Raw genomic sequence first — 18,451 nt, 5'->3', positions numbered from 1 at the left:
CTTATTGTTTTTATACCTAAATAAATGACTAAACTGATTTCAGGTTTTTCTAAACTTTCTAAAGAGGAAAAAATAAAATGGTTAACCGAAAATTATTTTCATAACCAATCAGAAACTCTCGATATTATAAAACAATATTGGAACATAGATAGAGAGTTACAACAATTACATGACGATTTTATAGAGAATACAATTTCTAATTTTTATATGCCTTTTGGAGTTGCGCCTAACTTTGTGATAAATGACAGGCCATATGTAATACCTATGGTAGTTGAAGAAAGCTCAGTTGTTGCGGCTGCCTCTTTAGTAGGTAAATTTTGGAGTACAAGAGGTGGTTTTAAAACTAAAGTTATTTCTACTGTAAAAATTGGTCAAGTACACTTTATGTATGCAGGTAATAAAAGTGATTTAGAAGCATATTTTCATCAAAATAAAACAGAACTTTTTGCAGCAACTGCTTCCATTACTAAGAATATGGAAAAACGTGGAGGTGGAATTTTAGATATTCAATTGATTGATAAAACTGATAAATTGGCAAACTATTATCAGTTGCATGTTACTTTTGAGACTAAAGATTCCATGGGTGCAAATTTCATCAATTCTTGTTTAGAAGCTATTGCACAAGAATTTAGGAATGATGATACAGAAATTGTAATGAGTATTTTGTCTAATTATGTTCCAGAATGTTTAGTTAGGGCAGAAGTGAGTTGTAAAGTTGAAGAATTGGGAGGTGAAAATCCACAGAAATTTGCAAGAAAATTTGAACAAGCTGTTAAAATTGCTGAGATAGAACCTTACAGGGCAGTTACTCATAATAAGGGAATAATGAACGGAATCGATGCTGTAGTTTTAGCAACAGGTAACGATTTTAGAGCAGTAGAAGCAGGTGCGCACGCGTATGCTGCAAGAGATGGAGAGTATTCTAGTTTATCTCATTGTGAAGTAAAAGATGGGATTTTTAAATTTTGGATAGAAATTCCTCTGGCTTTAGGTACGGTTGGAGGTTTAACAGCTTTACATCCAATGGCAAAATTATCTTTAGAAATGTTGCAAAAACCATCAGCAAGAACATTAATGCAAATTATGGCAGCAGCGGGTTTGGCGCAAAATTTTGCAGCTTTAAGAGCTTTAACTACAAAAGGAATTCAACATGGGCATATGAAAATGCACTTGCAAAACATCTTAAATCAGTTAGGTGCAAGTGAAGCCGAGAAACAAGAAATTACAGATTATTTTGATACCAGAACAGTTTCACATTCTGCGGTTGTTACTAAATTTAATCAACTTAGAAAGTCAAAAATAAATTGGATTGATTTTTTAAATGAAGATATAGTTCGTCAAAAGTTAGCAAAAATTAATACTAATTCAAAACCCATTTTTGGGAAAATGAACGGGCAACAAATGATTGAGCATTTAAGTTCAGTTACTCAAATTGCAAATGGGAATTGGGAAGTAGATGTTTTTGTTTCTGATGAAAAAACTGCGCGTAGAAAGCCTTTTTTAGATTCAGAGAACGAATTACAAGTTGGTTTTAAAGCTTCTTTTTTATCTGAAGAACCCAATAAATTAAAGTTTAGTTCTTACAGTGAAGCCATAGAAGATTTAATTCATCAAGTAAAAGTTTTTGAGAAGGTTTTTGAAGAAAATAAAAATAGAACTGTTGTGCATCCATTTTTTGGAGAGTTGGATTATGAATACTGGAAAAAATTTCAAGTAAAGCACTTTACACATCATTTTAAACAATTTGGATTGGTCTAAATGAACTATTATTCTAACGGAAAATTATTACTAACAGGAGAATATCTTGTTTTAGATGGTGCAAAATCTTTAGCAGTACCAACTAAATTTGGACAAGATTTAGTACTTGAAAAAATAAAAGAACCTCAAATTATTTGGGGAAGTTATACACATACTGGAGAGTGTTGGTTTGAAGCTATTTTTGATTTACCAAAACTACGTTTAACAAGTTGTAGCTTTAATTCTATAAATGAAGGAAGTGCCGAGTTTATTGCAGAAACTTTATTAGAAATTTTAAAACAAGCAAAAAGATTAAATACTAATTTTTTAAATATAGGTGAGGGATGGGTTGTAAAAACAATACTAACTTTTCCAAGAAATTGGGGATTAGGAACTTCATCGACACTAATTAACTCTATTGCATCCTGGGCAAAAGTCGATGCATTTCAGTTACTATGGAACTCTTTTAAAGGAAGTGGTTATGATATTGCTTGTGCTCAAAATGATTTGCCGGTTTTTTATCAAATAGAAAACAAAAAACCAATAGTAAATAAGGTTAAGTTTAATCCTAGTTTTAGTAATAATTTATTTTTTGTGTATCTAAATCAAAAACAAGATTCTAAAGAAGGAATTTCAAAATTTAGGGAAAGCGGAGAAGATTTTAGTTCTCAAATAAAAAGAATTTCGGAAATTTCTGATGAATTTCTAAAAGCTAAAACAATAGAAAAGTTTAATAAATTAATAGTAGAGCATGAGCAAATTATTAGTGCTATTATTAAATTAAAACCTGTAAAAGAAAAGTCCTTTCCAGATTATTTTGGAGAAATAAAAAGTTTAGGTGCTTGGGGAGGAGATTTTGTTTTGGTCACAGGCGATGATTCTACACCTAATTATTTTAAAAATAAAGGGTTTGAAACGATTCTTTCATATTCAGAAATGGTGTTATGAGTAAAGTAATTATTGTAGGAGGTGGAGCAGCAGGTTATTTTACAGCAATAAATGCCAAAGAGAATAATCCAAATTTAGACATTACTATTCTAGAAAAAGGAAATGATGTTTTACAAAAAGTAAAAATTTCTGGAGGCGGAAGGTGTAATGTTACACATGCCTGTTTTGTTCCAAAAGATTTAACTGAATTTTATCCGAGAGGGAAAAAAGAGTTGCTTGGGCCTTTTCATCAATTTATGACTGGAGATACTTTTGAATGGTTTGAAAACAGAGGAGTTCCTCTAAAAATAGAGGATGATAATCGTGTTTTTCCCGAAGCAAATACAAGTCAAGTAATTATAAATTGTTTTCAGAATGCTGTTGAAAAGTTAAAAATTAAGGTGTTAATAAACTCTGGTGTAAATGAAGTTTATCAACAAGAAAATAAATGGATTATTAACACCAAAAGAGAAACTTTTAAGGCAGATAAAGTTGTTATTGCGGCTGGAAGTTCTAAAAAAGTTTGGGAATTATGTACAACTTTAAATCACTCTATAATTGAACCTGTGCCGTCTTTATTTACTTTTAATATTAATGATAAAAGAATTACCGATTTGTTAGGTATTTCTGTACCAAACTCAACCATAAAAATAGTAAATACCAAACTAGAAGCATCAGGTCCTTTATTAATTACACATTGGGGAATGAGTGGGCCAGCAGTTTTAAAACTATCTGCTTTTGGGGCGAGAATTTTGGCTGATAAAAATTACCAATATAACGTAGAGGTTAATTGGTTGTCTAGACCTACAGATAAAGTGCTAAATGTTTTATTAAATTTAAAAAAGAAAGAGCCTCGTAAAACTGTAATTTTAAAATCGCCATTTACTGAGATTTCAAAAAGACTTTGGGAGCGATTTGTGTTGTTTTCAAATATTTCTAAAACAGAAAATTGGGCGGATTTAAGTAATAATCAATTGCAGAATTTAGCAAATCAGCTCACTAAAGGAATTTACAATGCAAATGGAAGAACTACTTTTAAAGACGAATTTGTAACGGCGGGTGGAATTGATTTAAAAGAAATCAATTTTAAACGTTTTGAAAGTAAAAAACATAAAAACCTCTTTTTTGTCGGTGAAGTTTTAAATATTGATGCAGTTACAGGAGGATTTAACTTTCAAAATGCATGGACAGGAGGTTATATTTGTGCTAAAGCTTTGTCGTAGAATTATTCCTTTAAAATCTTAATTCAACATTGTCCAGAGCTTATCTTTCAACTCCTGCAAGCCAATTTGAGCTACAGAAGAAATAAACAAAGCCTCAACATCTTTTGGTAATTCAGCTTTAATTTCTTCTTTTAACTCATTATCTAACATATCAGTTTTAGAAATGGCTAACAATCTATCTTTGTCTAACAATTCTGGATTATGTTTTTTGAGTTCATTCAGCAAGATCTCATATTCTTTATTGATATCATCTGCATCTGCAGGGACTAGAAATAACAATGCAGAATTACGTTCTATATGACGCAAAAAACGATGACCTAAACCTTTACCCTCTGCTGCACCTTCAATGATTCCAGGAATATCTGCAATTACAAAAGTTTGATGATTTCTGTGTTCTACAATACCTAAATTTGGTTTTAATGTAGTAAATGCATAGTCTGCAATTTTAGGTTTTGCAGCTGTTAAAACAGATAATAAAGTAGATTTTCCGGCATTTGGGAAACCTACCAAACCAACATCTGCTAATAATTTTAATTCAATTCGAAACCAACCTTCTAAACCATCCATACCTGGTTGGGCATATCTTGGAGTTTGATTGGTAGAAGATTTAAAATTCCAGTTTCCAAGACCACCTTTTCCACCGCGTAATAAAATGATTTCTTTTTTATCTTCAGTAATTTCAAATAAAATTTCATCAGTATCAGCATCTCTGATAATAGTGCCTAAAGGGACATCTATATAAATATCTTCACCATCAGCGCCAGTGCTTCTACTTTTACTTCCTGCTCCACCTTGTGTAGCTCTGAAATGACGTTTGAATTTTAAGTGAAACAACGTCCACATATTTTTATCGCCACGCAAAATTATATGCCCTCCACGTCCGCCATCACCACCATCGGGTCCACCTTTGGTAATATACTTTTCTCTGTGCAAATGAGCAGAACCTTGACCGCCTTTACCTGAAGATGCATAAATTTTTATGTAATCGACGAAATTTCCCTCTGTCATTTTTTTGAGTTGTAAATTATGAGTTAAAGTTTGTTGAATACTGTTGAAATCCTTTTGGTAATATCTTCAATAGAACCAACACCATTAATTCCATAGTATTTATTTTGCGCTTCAAAATAATCCTTTAAAATTGCAGTTTTGGTATTGTATTCGTTAAAACGATTTCTGATTTTCCCTTCATCTGTATCATCAGTTCTCCCGCTTGTTTTACCTCTTTCGAGTAATCTTTCTACCAATACATCTTCAGAAACTTCTAAAGCTACCATTCCATTAATTTGTTCACCTTTTTCGGCTAAAAAAGCATCTAATGCTTCTGCTTGAGATTGTGTTCTAGGAAATCCATCAAAAATAAAACCATTGGCATCAGCATTTTTTTCTACTTCAGCTTTTAACATATTAATGGTAACTTCATCAGGGACTAAATCTCCTTCATCCATATATTTTTTAGCTAATAAACCTAATTCAGTCGAGTTTTTAATATTGAATCTAAATACATCTCCCGTAGAAATATGCACTAAATTGTACATGTCTTTTAAAAATTCTGCTTGAGTTCCTTTTCCTGCTCCTGGTGGGCCAAATAATACAATGTTTTTCATTTTTGGTGTTGTTGTTAATTGATATATTGCTGGATAGTTTCTTCCTAAACCATTGTAATCCAATCCATAACCGACAATAAATTTATCTTCTATACTTTTTCCGATATAATCTATTGGTAGTTCTTTACGAAATACATCTGGTTTAAAAAATAGTGTCGCAACCTTTAGTTGTTTTAAGTTTTTGTCTCTAAAGATATTATAAATTTCTTGGAGTGTGTTCCCAGTATCAATAATATCTTCTAGTATAATAACAGTTCTACCCGTTAAATCTTCATTAATGCCTACTAATTGTTTTACATTTTCTGTGGATGATGTTCCGCTGTAAGAAGCTAATTTTACAAAAGAAACTTCACAATTTCCTTGATATTCTCTGATAAAATCAGCTGCAAATAAAAAACATCCATTTAAAATTCCAACAAAAACAGGGACTTCATTTTTTGGTAAATCTATTTTAACTTGATTTGCTAAATGTTTTACAATTACAGTAATTTCATCCTTATTAATGTAAGGTTTAAAATATAAATCGCCAAGTTTGGTAATGCTCATAAGTTTGCAAATATAATAGCAATATACTGAATGTAAAAACCGTTTTTAACCTGATATTCAGGATTTAAAAACGGTCTTTAATTTTTATAGAATTAGAACTAAACGTTCTTTTCGTCTTTTTTAGTGGTATCAAACATAATTGGCGTAGCCACAAATAAAGATGAATATGTACCAACCGCTACACCTACAATTAAGGCGAACATAAATCCTTTGATAGAATCTCCCCCAAATAAGAAAATCGCTAACATTACTAATAATGTTGTTAAAGAAGTGTTGATGGTTCTTCCTAAGGTAGAACTTAAGGCTTTGTCAACTACTTCGCTATATTTCCATTTTGTATGGATTCCTGCAAATTCTCTAATTCTATCAAAAATAACTACGGTATCATTTAGAGAATAACCCACTACAGTTAAGATAGCTGCAATAAAAGATTGACCAATTTCCATATCAAAAGGCATGAATTTGTAGAAAATAGAGAAAACACCTAATACAATTAAAACATCATGGAAAACTGCAATTACAGCTCCAATTGAGTAAGATACTTTTCTAAAACGTAATAAAATGTATAAGAAAACCACTAATAAAGATCCAAATACAGCATATAAAGCCGATGTTTTAATATCGTCTGCAATGGTTGGCTCTACTTTCATATAACTCATAACACCAGCACCTTCTTTTTCGAAACCTGGTTTAAAGTTTTCGTAAGTTGTGTCTCCTAAATAAGATTCTAAACCAGTAAATAAAGTATTCTGAACTTGTTCATCTACTTCTTGACCTTCTTCGTCAATCTTATAAACTGTAGTTATTTTTAATTGGTTGGCAGTACCGTATGTTTTTACCTCTGGAGCTGTACCAAAAGCACCTTTTAAAGTACTTGCAACTTCAGTTGCATTCATATCTTGGTTAAAACGAACCACATACGAACGTCCTCCTTTAAAATCAACACCTTGTTTTAAACCGATAGAGAAAATAGAAGCAACTCCAGCTAAAATAATAGCACCAGAAATGATGTAAGCAATTTTACGTTTCTTTAAGAACTCTACATTGATGTTTTGGAACCATCCTTTAGAAATAGAAGTGTTAAAGGTTAAGTTTGCACCTTTATTAACGGCGCCATCAATTAACAAACGTGTAATAAATACAGCAGTAAATAAAGAAGTTGCTATACCAATCATTAATGTTAAGGCAAAACCTTTAATTGGTCCAGTACCAAAAACATATAAAATAATACCTGTTAATAAAGTAGTGATATTTGCATCAATAATTGCAGATAAAGCTCCTTTCACAGAGAACCCTTCTTCTACAGATTGTTTTAAACCTTTCTTTTTAAATAAACCTTCTTTAATTCTTTCGAAAATAATTACGTTGGCATCTACAGACATACCAATGGTTAAGATAATACCTGCAATACCCGGTAAAGTTAATACAGCATTAAAAGATGCTAAAATTCCGAAGATGAACAAGATATTTACAATTAAAGCAATATCTGCATATAAACCAGCTTTACCATAGTATAAAATCATCCAAACTAAAACTAGGATAATTGCTAATCCAAATGACCAAATACTTGCATCAATAGATTCTTGACCTAAAGATGGTCCAACAACTTCTGCTTGAATAATTCTAGCAGCAGCAGGTAATTTACCAGCTTTTAATACAGTTGCAATATCTTCTGCTTCAGCAATTGTCATACTTCCTCCAGAGATAGAAGTTCTACCACCTGTAATAGGAGTGTTTACCGAAGGAGCAGTGTATACATAGTCGTCTAATACCACGGCAACAAATTTACCAACATTATCAGTAGTCATTTTTGCCCACTGCTTGGTTCCAGAGCTATTCATTGTCATGCTTACTTCTGGTTTGTTTAATTGGTCAAATACTTGAGCAGCATCTAAAATAACATCACCTTCTATGGTTGCAATATCATTTCTATTTGATTTTATGGCGTATAGACCAATTAATTCTGTGCCGTCTACACCTTTATTGGTTTTGTAATCCCATAAGAACTTTACATATCTTAATTCTTTAGGGAGTAAAGCTCTTACTTCTTTTCTATTTAATAAATTATTAACTGTAGCAGTATCTAATACTTTAGCTTGCGCCACTAAAGAGCTCATTTGTTGTTGAGATTGTGCTACATTTGGATATAAATAGGTAAAAAGATTTTTTTGATTGATGTTAGTAGAATCTTTTTCTTCTCCTAATAAATCATCAATATCATCTTTTTTAGTAGAGTCTTTTTCTTTTTCTAAAACTGTGTCATCTTTTAATATTTCGGCAACTTTGGTGTTTGCATTAAAGAAAAATCCTTGTACTTCTGCATTTGTATATACTTCCCAAAATTGTAATTCCGCTTTACTGGTAATTAATTTAGTAACACGTTCGATATCTTTAGCTCCAGGTAATTCTATTTGAATTCTTCCTGAGTTTCCAATTCTTTGAATGTTTGGTTGCGTAACACCAAATTTATCAATTCTACTTCTTAATACTTCAAAAGCAGTACCAATAGAACTGTTGATTTCTTCTTGCAAAGTCTCTTTTACAGTTGCATTGTCTTCATTAAACTTAATTTTTTCACTTAAAGCTTTTGTGCCAAAAATAGAAGGATCGCTTAATTTTGTGTTACCAGCAATTTTTTCAAATTCTTCAAAAAATAAATCTAAGTAGTTATCATTACTATCCTTTTGTTTTGCATCTGCTGCATCTAAGGCTTGATTAAAAAAGACATTTTTAGAATCGTTAGATAAACTTTTTAATACTTCTTTTACAGAAACTTGTAAAATAGCATTTATACCACCTTTTAAGTCTAGACCAAGATTCATTTCTTTGTCTTTAACATCATTATAGCTATATTTTGCTATCCCTAAATCTATAACGTCTTTATTAGCTACACTATCTAAATAGGTTCTTTCAAACTTAGCTCTTTGTCTAGCATTGCTATCAACACCTTTAACTTCTGAGTATGCTTTTGCATCGTCTTCTACTTTACCTGCCAAAAAGGTAAAAGATAATTGGTATAAACTTACCAATCCAAAAAGGATTGCGAATAATTTTATGAGTCCTTTATTTTGCATTTTGTATTTATTTTGCAGTCAAATTTTTTTTTAAAACGAGCAAATATATAGCTTATCTTAAAACCTGACAATTTTATTTTATGGTTTGTTTTGTTGTGATTATGAGTCTAATATTCATCAAATGAATATGATGAAAGAATATGTGAAAAACACATTTTTAGCTGATAAATTTTAAAGGTCCAGCCCTAACTTCTGGTTCTTTGTACGAAGATTTATCCTTTACAAAAGGAAAGTTTTTATATTTATTATAGTTAGTACTAAAGAGTAAGGTTTCTTTTGCTGAATCTACAAGTTTTAGAAAAGCCAAAGAGTTGTAGGTTATAAACCTATCAGATTGAAATTTAATTTCTAACACAAACTTGTCATCCGAAGTGTTGGAAGTATCAGCTTCATTTGTTAATTCATAAATATCAATATTGTATTCAAGAGTATTGTTTTTGTCTTTTTTTTCTGAACCTTGATTTAAAATGAACTTTTGTTCTTTTTCTAAAGCTTTTCGAACATTGTCTATTGGAATTGTGCTGTAGTATGAAATTTTTAAAGTTCCGTTTTTTGTTTTGTTAATAACAATATTAGAAACACCAACATCGAGAAGCTTTTCTTTTACATCTGCAATAGTACTTTCAATATTTTTATTATTAATGGTTACATCAAAAAATTCAAGTACAATTTCTTGATTAGGTGTAGTAACTTGCTCTTGAATAGTTCCGAAAAGGCTAAATAATAAAAATAAAGTACTGATGTACCACTTTGCATTCATCTGCCAAATATATAAAAAAAGTACTTTAAATGAAGTGAAAATAAATCTTATTTAGAACCTTAAGATTATTAGTTTTATTGTGTAATATATAATTTATAGTCAAAAAAACGATGAAATATTATAGATTATATAAAAATGATTATTTTTATTGTTGAAATTTGTAAATTTACACTTTTAAATTGATAATATGATACATCAATCTGATATAGAAATTGCCCAAGCTAAAACACTTAAACATATTCGAGAAATTGCAAAGAAATTAGAAGTTGATGAAGATGATTTAGAAATGTATGGGAAATATAAAGCAAAACTTCCTTTATCTCTAATTAATGATAATAAGGTAAATCAAAATAACCTTGTTTTAGTAACGGCTCTTACTCCAACTCCTGCTGGAGAAGGTAAAACTACAGTTTCTATAGGTTTAACAGAAGGGTTAAATAAAATAGGGAAACAAGCTACAGTGGTTTTAAGAGAGCCATCTTTAGGCCCAGTTTTTGGTATTAAAGGAGGGGCAGCTGGAGGAGGGTATTCTCAGGTTGTACCAATGGAAGATATCAATTTGCATTTTACAGGTGATTTTAACGCAGTAGAAAAAGCTAATAATTTATTATCGGCTTTGATTGATAATAATATTCAAAGTAAAGACAATAATTTAAATATTGATCCTAGAACTATTCTTTGGAAACGTGTTATTGATATGAATGATCGTTCTTTGAGAGATATTACAATAGGACTAGGAGGAACAGCAAATGGAATTCCTAGACAAGATGGTTTTAATATTACCCCTGCATCAGAAGTAATGGCAATTTTGTGTATGTCATCAGATTTAGAAAATCTTAAAGAACGATTAGGGAATATCTTTATTGGATTTACTTATGATAAAAAGCCAGTTTTTGCTAGTGATTTAAAAGCTGAAAATGCGATGGCTATTTTATTAAAAGATGCCATTAAACCGAATCTAGTACAAACTTTAGAAGAAAATCCTGCAATAATTCACGGAGGTCCATTTGCGAATATTGCACAAGGAACAAACACTATTATTGCAACGAAAATGGGATTGTCTTTATCTAATTATGTAGTTACAGAAGCTGGTTTTGGTGCTGATTTAGGCGCAGAAAAGTTTTTGAACATTAAATCTCAATTCGCAAAATTGAATCCAAAATGTGTGGTTTTGGTAGCAACTATTAGGGCTTTACGTCATCACGGAGGTGCGGCAAAAGTAGATTACAATAGACCAAATTTAGAAAGAGTAACTGAAGGATTTAAAAACTTGGAAAAACATATTGAGAATATAAGAAAATATAATATTGAGCCAGTGGTTGCTATTAATTCATTTATTTCTGATTCTAAAGAAGAAGTGGATTTTGTGATAGAAAAGTGTGCTAATTTAGGGGTAGAAGCAGTTTTATCTGAAGGTTGGGTAAAAGGAGGAGAAGGAACTAAGAACCTAGCAAAAGCTGTTGTAAATGTTGTTGAAAATAAAGCAACACAATACAAACCTTTGTATGATTGGAGTTCTCCCATAAAAGATAAAATTGAGAAGATTGCCAAAGAAATTTATGGAGCTTCTATTATTGAATATAGCAAACAAGCACAATTAAATTTGAGAAGAATAGATAGATTAGGTTTTAACGATTTTGCTGTTTGTATGGCAAAAACTCAGAAATCATTTTCAGATAATGCAGCTTTAATTGGAAGGCCTGAAGGCTTTACTGTAACTGTTAGAGAAATTGAAATAGCTGCTGGTGCACAATTTGTAATTCCTATTTTAGGTAAAATGATGCGAATGCCTGGGTTGCCAAGTCAACCTGCATCAGAAAATATGACTATAGATAATGATGGAGTTATTTCTGGATTGTCTTAAAAATAATAAATGAAATCAATAATTGTTGATATAAGTATAAAAGCATCAGAAGAAAAAATTTGGAATGCTGTTACTGATGTTAGTCAAATGAGACATTGGTTTTTTGATAATATCCCTGATTTTAAAGCAGAAATAGGTTTTAAAACTTGGTTTGTCATTAAAAATGAAGAACGTGTCTTTTATCATTTATGGGAAGTTGTAGATGTAGATGTTTTTAATAGAATAAAAGTAGAATGGACATATCCTGATTATATAAAACAACCTTTTGTTGTAACTTTTTATATTTCAGAATTAGAAAATGGTATGAAAAACTTTAAAGTTAAAGTAGAAGGGGTAGAAATATTTAATCAATTTTCAATTCCTGAGCTTACTAGTGAGAGTTGTATTGAAGGTTGGACTTATTTTACAAACAGATTAAAAAAATATATAGAGCAATAAAAAAAGTCCAGCTTTAAAGCTGGACTTTTTTTATTTTATAAAATCTAAAATAGGTTTTTATAATTCTAACAATCCGTTAGTTTTAGTAACTCCTTCAGCAGATTTTGCTAAATGTGCTTTTTCAGCATCACTTAATTCAATTTCTACAATACTTTCAATTCCATTTTTACCTAAAACAGCAGGAACTCCAATACATAAATCATTTAAACCAAATTCTCCTTCTAATAAAGAAGAACAAGGAAATATTTTTTTTGTATCACAAGCAATCGCTTGAACCATTCCGCTTACTGCAGCACCAGGAGCATACCAAGCAGAAGTACCTAACAATTTAGTTAATGTAGCACCACCAACTTTAGTGTCTTCTAAAACCTGTTGTAATCTTTCTTTAGAAATAAATTCAGAAACAGGAACAGAATTTCTAGTTGCCAAACGCGTTAATGGAACCATACCCACATCGGAGTGACCTCCAATTACCATTCCATCAACATCAGAAATAGGAGCGCTTAATGCTTCCGCTAATCTGTATTTAAAACGAGCAGAATCTAAAGCTCCACCCATTCCAATAATTTTATTTTTAGGTAATCCAGTAGTTTTATGAACTAAATACGTCATCGTATCCATAGGATTAGAAACCACAATGATAATAGTGTTTGGAGAATGCTCAATTAAGTTAGAAGAAACAGTTTTTACAATTCCTGCATTGATTCCAATTAATTCTTCACGAGTCATTCCTGGTTTACGAGGAATACCAGAAGTAATTACACAAACATCAGAACCAGCTGTTTTTGCATAATCATTTGTGCTTCCTGTAATTTTAGTGTCAAACCCATTTAAAGAAGCTGTTTGCATTAAGTCCATTGCTTTTCCTTCAGCATAACCTTCTTTAATGTCTAGTAACACAACTTCAGAAGCGAAGTCTTTAATTGCAATATACTCAGCACAACTTGCACCTACTGCTCCAGCACCTACTACTGTAACTTTCATAATGATTTATTTTTTAAGTTTTTATGATAAAATTCTTCCACAAAAATACGATATAAATAATATTTTTATGTGATATATATCATAAAAAAAAGACAACTAAACTAGTTGTCTTTTTTTGTTAAATATTTTCGTTTTTTTTTATTTGATGCTGAAAGCAATACCCAAACTAGTAGTTTTGAATTCTTGTATAGAAAAACTACCAAAAATTTTAAAATACCTTAAATTGATCCTAGAACCAATTGTTGCACTAAAATTACTAACATTAAATTTAATGTCTTGAGGAATGTCTAAATCTTCTATTTCTGGATTTATAGCTCCTTTGTATTTTGCTTTAAAATTACCTGTAGTCCTAAAATTTGAGTTTCCATTGTAATATCCTATACTTCCAAAAAAACTAAATGTATTCCATTCTAAAGAACCAATCGTTTGAAGGGTAAAACTTCTTAAGCTAAATTCTGATATTGCATTTTGAACTTGAATGCCAGATTCGTTTCCTGAAGGAAAGCTTTTATTTTCGATTCCGTAATTTGCTGTCATTAAAGTATATCCTGCTATAATAGAGAGGTGTAAAGGTAATTTTGTTGATTTTGGAAACCAATTGGTCACTTCTTTTTTACATCCAAAGCCCAAAACACTTAGTGATTCATTACCATTATTAAGCTTTATTTCAGGAGTAAGTCTTAACATTAAGTCAAAACCATTAGAAATACCCACTCCAATTTGCGCTATTGGTATTGATGAGGTCTTGTTAAAAAAAGAACCATCTGTACCACCATTAAAGATTCCATTAGCAGTAACATTATTACCGTTAACCGTTTTGGTAACTGAAAAAGGAGTTGTTGTTTTTTCACCTAAAGAGGTTGTTCCGATTAAACTGCCGCTTGGTAAGTTTAAAGAGCTAAGATTTTCGGTATTAAAAACTTCGTCATCATTAGTGTAAATAACATTCACTAGATTAACTGAAAAATCAAAACCAAAAGGTTTATGAGATTTTGCGCTATAAAACCATCCGTTATTTAAACCACTCAAATAACCTTCTATTCTGGGAGCAAAATAACTGGAAATAATTTTTTTTGAATCGTTTTTGTCAGCTAAAAATATTGTTTCGAAACCAGATTGAGCGTGGAAATTGTAAAAAACGAATAAAGTTATAATGAAAATATGTTTTTTCATTGTTCTTAGGGGGTTAGGTATTAATAATTCACTGTTTTGTTATGGCAACAAAAAGTAAATGTAATAAATATAAATGAATTGTTTTTTGTGTAAGCTATCATTTACCATTTATACATGTTGTTATCACAAAGTATATATATTTTATGAACCAAAAAAAATAGGTGCTCTCTCTTATTTATTTACAAATATTTTTTTCTGTATATTTACAACATAAACAAATATAATCTAAACCGAACATTATGAAAAAAATTAAACTTATGAAAACAGTATTATTACTTTGTGCAGTATTTGTATTTAGTAATTGTGAAGAAGATGGACCAATACAATTTGCTGTTGTAGATGAATTCGAGACAAATGCAACAGTTACAGGATTAAAAGGAGCGCAACAGGTTGACATAGATAAGAGTATGGATGTTTCAGACTTATTAGATAATGGTAGTAAGTTTGTTTCTGCCGATGTAGAGAGTGTTATTATAACTCTTAAGGATTATGATGGAGGTGGTACCATAACTGGAAATTTTGATTTGAAAATTGGAGGAAAACCTTTATTTAATCAATCTTTAACTCTAAAATCAGGTGTGCCGTCAAGTGCAATTACTATTCCTTCAGGATCTTCTGATATTTTGTCTAGCATAACTGGAGGAAATGTTCAGGTAAAGCTAAATGGTTCAACAGCATCACCTATTTCTGACAATAGCTTTACTTTAAATTTAAAGTTTAAAATTAAAGCAGTTGTTGAGTAATAGTAAACCAACATAAACACATTAACCAAACTAAACAAATATTTATGAGAAAATTATTTATTGCATTATTTGCCATGTGTACAGTAACAACATATTCGCAAATAGATTTAGAGTCGATTTTAGAAGGGGGTACAGGTGATGCCCAAACAATGTTAAAAGGTTATGTACAACCTTTTCCTACAGGTTTTGGAAATGGTATTAATGGAGGTTGGTATACTACTGCTAAAGCACATAAGTTTTTAGGAATTGATATTGCTGTTATTGCTAATGGTGCTTTTGTGCCAAAAACAGCAGAGACTTTTACTTTTACGAATTCAGACTACAATAATATTAAGTTAGATTCTGATCCAAATAATCCTTCTGCTTCTGCAGAATTACCAACTTTATTTGGTTCTCAGAAATTAGCAGATAGACCATTATTACAATTTACGGATAATAGCGGGAACTCTATTTCTACTTCAGCTTTACCGGGTTCAGGTTTAAAAGAAGCTATAGGTTATAGTGTTGTACCTTCGGCTATGGTGCAAGCAGGAATTGGTCTTTTTAAGAAAACAGACTTAAAAATACGTTTTGTGCCTAAGCAAGCTACTAATGAGTATGAATTTTCAACTTTTGGTATTGGAGTTATGCATGATTTAAAACAATGGATTCCTTTTGTAAAAAGATTACCTTTTGATGTATCTATTTTAGCTGCTTGGAATGATGTAAAATCTAAATTCTTTTTAGATCCAGATAATGAGCCTACTCAAGCATTAGAATTTAATACTAAAACAACAATGTTTCAATTATTAGCTTCTAAAAAATTATCAATTTTTACTTTGTATGGTGGTATTGGTACAACTTCTTACGATACAGATGTAAATATGCTGGGTACATACAAAACAACAGCTACAAATAAAACTTACACAGATCCTATTCAGTTGGCTTATGACGGCAGTTCTATGAGAGCTAATATAGGTTTAAGTATAAAATTATTATTTATAAACATTGCTGCTGAATACGCTTCGCAAGAATACGATGTATTTACTGTTAGAGCTGGTTTTAGTATCAGATAATTATAATTAATATCAGGTTAATAAAAAAGGTGTATGATAAAGAATCATACACCTTTTTTTATGGGAATAATAAATATTAACTAAGCATCAATATTCGCATATTTTGCATTACGTTCAATAAAGTCTCTACGAGGTGGTACTTCATCACCCATTAGCATCGAGAATACTCTGTCTGCTTCAGTAGCATTATCAATAACTACTTTACGTAAAGTTCTAAATTCTGGGTTCATTGTTGTATCCCATAATTGTTCCGCATTCATTTCTCCCAAACCTTTATATCTTTGAATGGTAACAGAACCTCCCATTTTTTGGGCAATTAAATCACGTTGGTTGTCATCCCAAGCATATTCTCTTTTTTGACCTTTCTTAACTAAATATAAAGGAGGTGTAGCAATGTAGATATATCCTTGCTCAACCATTTCTCTCATATATCTAAAGAAGAAAGTCAATATTAAGGTAGCAATATGAGAGCCATCAACATCGGCATCACACATAATAACAACTTTATGATAACGAACTTTAGATAAGTTTAAAGCTCTTGGGTCTTCTTCAGTACCAATAGTAACACCCAAAGCTGTAAACATATTTTTTATTTCTTCGTTTTCAAAAACTTTATGTTGCATCGCTTTTTCTACATTCAATATTTTTCCACGAAGTGGTAAAATTGCTTGAAAATTTCTATCACGACCTTGTTTTGCAGTCCCTCCTGCAGAATCTCCCTCAACTAAGAAAATTTCACACTGAGCAGGATCTGTTTCAGAACAGTCAGATAATTTACCAGGTAAACCACCTATAGACATTACTGTTTTACGCTGCACCATTTCTCTGGCTTTACGTGCTGCGTGTCTTGCGGTTGCTGCTAAAATTACTTTTTGAACAATGGTTTTTGCATCATTTGGGTTTTCCTCTAAATAATCAGTTAACATTTCTGATACTGCCTGAGAAACAGCAGAAGAAACCTCTCTGTTTCCTAATTTTGTTTTAGTCTGACCTTCAAATTGTGGTTCTTGCACTTTTACTGAAACAATTGCTGTTAACCCTTCTCTAAAATCATCACCAGCTATCTCAAATTTTACATTTTTTAACAATCCAGATTCATCAGCATACTTCTTTAAAGTATGTGTTAAACCACGCCTAAAACCAGATAAATGTGTTCCTCCTTCATGTGTGTTAATGTTGTTTACATAAGAGTGTAGATTTTCTGAATAAGAGGTATTGTAAACCATTGCAACTTCAACAGGAATTCCATTTTTCTCACCTTCCATAGAAATTACAGAAGCAGTTAATTGTTCTCTAGTAGAATCTAAATACTTTACAAATTCTGACAATCCTTCTGTAGAATGAAAAGTTTCTGAGATAAAATTCCCTTCATCATCAGTTCTTCTTTTGTCAGTTAAAGTAATTGTTATTCCTTTGTTTAAGTAAGATAACTCACGCATTCTAGTGGCAAGTGTATCATAATTATACTCAGTAGTTTGTTGAAAGATAGATTTGTCTGGCAAAAAAGTTACAATTGTACCCGTAAAATCAGTTTCTCCTATCGTTTTTACAGGGTATAAAGTTTTACCTCTTTCGTATTCTTGTTGCCAAATTTTTCCTTCTTTGTGAACAGTAGCTGTTAAATGGTCTGATAGTGCATTTACACAGCTTACCCCAACTCCGTGCAAACCTCCAGAGACTTTGTAAGAATCTTTATCAAATTTACCACCAGCACCAATTTTTGTCATTACAACTTGTAATGCAGAAACACCTTCTTTTTTATGAATCCCAACAGGTATACCACGACCGTTATCTTTGGTGGTTATTGAGTTGTCTTCGTTAATGGTAACGTCAATTCTATCACAATGACCAGCCAAAGCTTCATCAATAGAGTTGTCTACAACTTCATAAACCAAGTGATGCAATCCACGAATACCTACATCTCCAATATACATAGATGGACGCATTCTAACATGTTCCATTCCTTCTAAAGCCTGTATACTGGAGGCGTCATAATTATGTTTTTTTTCTTCGCTCATTCTATAATGATTAAATTATTTATTTGATTGTATTTTAGTGTAAAATATAACCTATCAAATATAGTAAAACACCTTACTTTTTTTTGTAATTTGTTGATAAAATTAAAAAATGTTGATAACTCTAAAAATGGCTTAAATACTTTAAAAAGGGGGTTAAAATTGATTTTTGAAAATTTCAGTATTTCAATTATTTATCAAATTCATTTTTTGCTTTATAGCTTTTGTTTTGAGTTTGTGAAATTCTAAAACTACATCGATTTAGTACTAGTTAGGAGTTGAAAAAAAATGTTTTTATATGATGTTTA

General features: G+C 31.0%; 14 protein-coding genes. 7 read left to right on the top strand and 7 right to left on the bottom strand.

Annotation, left to right across the window (positions count from 1 at the left end; all coding sequences use genetic code 11):
* Positions 1–24: 24 nt before the first annotated feature.
* Genes DIS07_RS01885 through DIS07_RS01875 form a run of 3 tightly spaced genes read left to right on the top strand, consistent with a single transcriptional unit; the run spans position 25 to position 3,887 of the window.
* Positions 25–1,758, top strand: a complete 1,734-nt coding sequence (locus tag DIS07_RS01885; protein ID WP_109403519.1) for a hydroxymethylglutaryl-CoA reductase, degradative — start codon at positions 25–27, stop codon at positions 1,756–1,758.
* On the top strand, positions 1,759–2,685 hold the full coding sequence (locus DIS07_RS01880; protein ID WP_109403518.1) for a GYDIA family GHMP kinase: 927 nt from the start codon (positions 1,759–1,761) through the stop codon (positions 2,683–2,685).
* Entirely contained in the window at positions 2,682–3,887 is a 1,206-nt protein-coding gene (locus DIS07_RS01875; RefSeq protein ID WP_109403517.1) for a BaiN/RdsA family NAD(P)/FAD-dependent oxidoreductase, read from the top strand. The genes DIS07_RS01880 and DIS07_RS01875 overlap by 4 nt, the downstream gene beginning before the upstream one ends.
* 18 nt (positions 3,888–3,905) lie before the next feature.
* On the opposite strand, the gene obgE is transcribed toward DIS07_RS01875, so the two are convergent.
* The 4 genes from obgE to DIS07_RS01855 form a co-directional block, all read right to left on the bottom strand.
* Positions 3,906–4,895, bottom strand: a complete 990-nt coding sequence (obgE, locus tag DIS07_RS01870; protein ID WP_109403516.1) for a GTPase ObgE — start codon at positions 4,893–4,895, stop codon at positions 3,906–3,908.
* Positions 4,896–4,918: 23 nt separating this feature from the next.
* Positions 4,919–6,037 (bottom strand): adenylate kinase, encoded by a 1,119-nt coding sequence (locus DIS07_RS01865; RefSeq protein ID WP_109403515.1) that lies wholly within the window; start codon positions 6,035–6,037, stop codon positions 4,919–4,921.
* A 98-nt stretch (positions 6,038–6,135) separates the two neighbouring features.
* Complete coding sequence (secDF, locus tag DIS07_RS01860; RefSeq protein WP_109403514.1) at positions 6,136–9,111, bottom strand: protein translocase subunit SecDF; 2,976 nt, start codon at positions 9,109–9,111, stop codon at positions 6,136–6,138.
* Between the two features lie 157 nt (positions 9,112–9,268).
* Positions 9,269–9,871: a hypothetical protein gene (locus DIS07_RS01855; protein WP_109403513.1), complete on the bottom strand. Its 603-nt coding sequence runs from the start codon at positions 9,869–9,871 to the stop codon at positions 9,269–9,271.
* 187 nt (positions 9,872–10,058) lie between these two features.
* On the opposite strand from DIS07_RS01855, the gene DIS07_RS01850 reads away from it, so the two are divergent.
* Positions 10,059–11,735, top strand: coding sequence for a formate--tetrahydrofolate ligase (locus DIS07_RS01850; RefSeq protein WP_109403512.1), 1,677 nt, complete (start codon positions 10,059–10,061; stop codon positions 11,733–11,735).
* A gap of 9 nt (positions 11,736–11,744) precedes the next feature.
* On the top strand, positions 11,745–12,173 hold the full coding sequence (locus tag DIS07_RS01845; RefSeq protein ID WP_109403511.1) for an SRPBCC family protein: 429 nt from the start codon (positions 11,745–11,747) through the stop codon (positions 12,171–12,173).
* Positions 12,174–12,230: 57 nt separating this feature from the next.
* Here DIS07_RS01845 and mdh read toward each other — a convergent pair whose 3' ends face one another.
* Both mdh and DIS07_RS01835 read right to left on the bottom strand, forming a co-directional pair.
* A complete protein-coding gene (mdh, locus tag DIS07_RS01840) occupies positions 12,231–13,157 on the bottom strand; it encodes a malate dehydrogenase (protein ID WP_109403510.1) in 927 nt (308 codons plus the stop codon).
* 138 nt (positions 13,158–13,295) lie between these two features.
* Positions 13,296–14,330 (bottom strand): DUF6588 family protein, encoded by a 1,035-nt coding sequence (locus DIS07_RS01835; RefSeq protein ID WP_109403509.1) that lies wholly within the window; start codon positions 14,328–14,330, stop codon positions 13,296–13,298.
* 257 nt (positions 14,331–14,587) lie between these two features.
* Here DIS07_RS01835 and DIS07_RS01830 point away from each other — a divergent pair, with 257 nt between their 5' ends.
* Positions 14,588–15,073, top strand: a complete 486-nt coding sequence (locus DIS07_RS01830) for a hypothetical protein (protein WP_146190699.1) — start codon at positions 14,588–14,590, stop codon at positions 15,071–15,073.
* A 44-nt stretch (positions 15,074–15,117) separates the two neighbouring features.
* On the top strand, positions 15,118–16,128 hold the full coding sequence (locus DIS07_RS01825) for a DUF6588 family protein (RefSeq protein WP_146190698.1): 1,011 nt from the start codon (positions 15,118–15,120) through the stop codon (positions 16,126–16,128).
* Positions 16,129–16,208: 80 nt separating this feature from the next.
* Here DIS07_RS01825 and gyrB read toward each other — a convergent pair whose 3' ends face one another.
* The gene (gyrB, locus tag DIS07_RS01820) at positions 16,209–18,146 is read right to left on the bottom strand and encodes a DNA topoisomerase (ATP-hydrolyzing) subunit B (protein ID WP_109403506.1); all 1,938 of its coding nucleotides are present in this window, start codon (positions 18,144–18,146) and stop codon (positions 16,209–16,211) included.
* Between the last annotated feature and the right edge of the window lie 305 nt (positions 18,147–18,451).

The sequence above is a fragment of the Polaribacter aquimarinus genome, from assembly GCF_003129485.1.
Lineage (GTDB): Bacteria > Bacteroidota > Bacteroidia > Flavobacteriales > Flavobacteriaceae > Polaribacter > Polaribacter aquimarinus.
The sequence above is the reverse complement of the archived record's forward strand: the minus strand, read 5'-3'. Positions and strand labels throughout refer to the sequence as shown.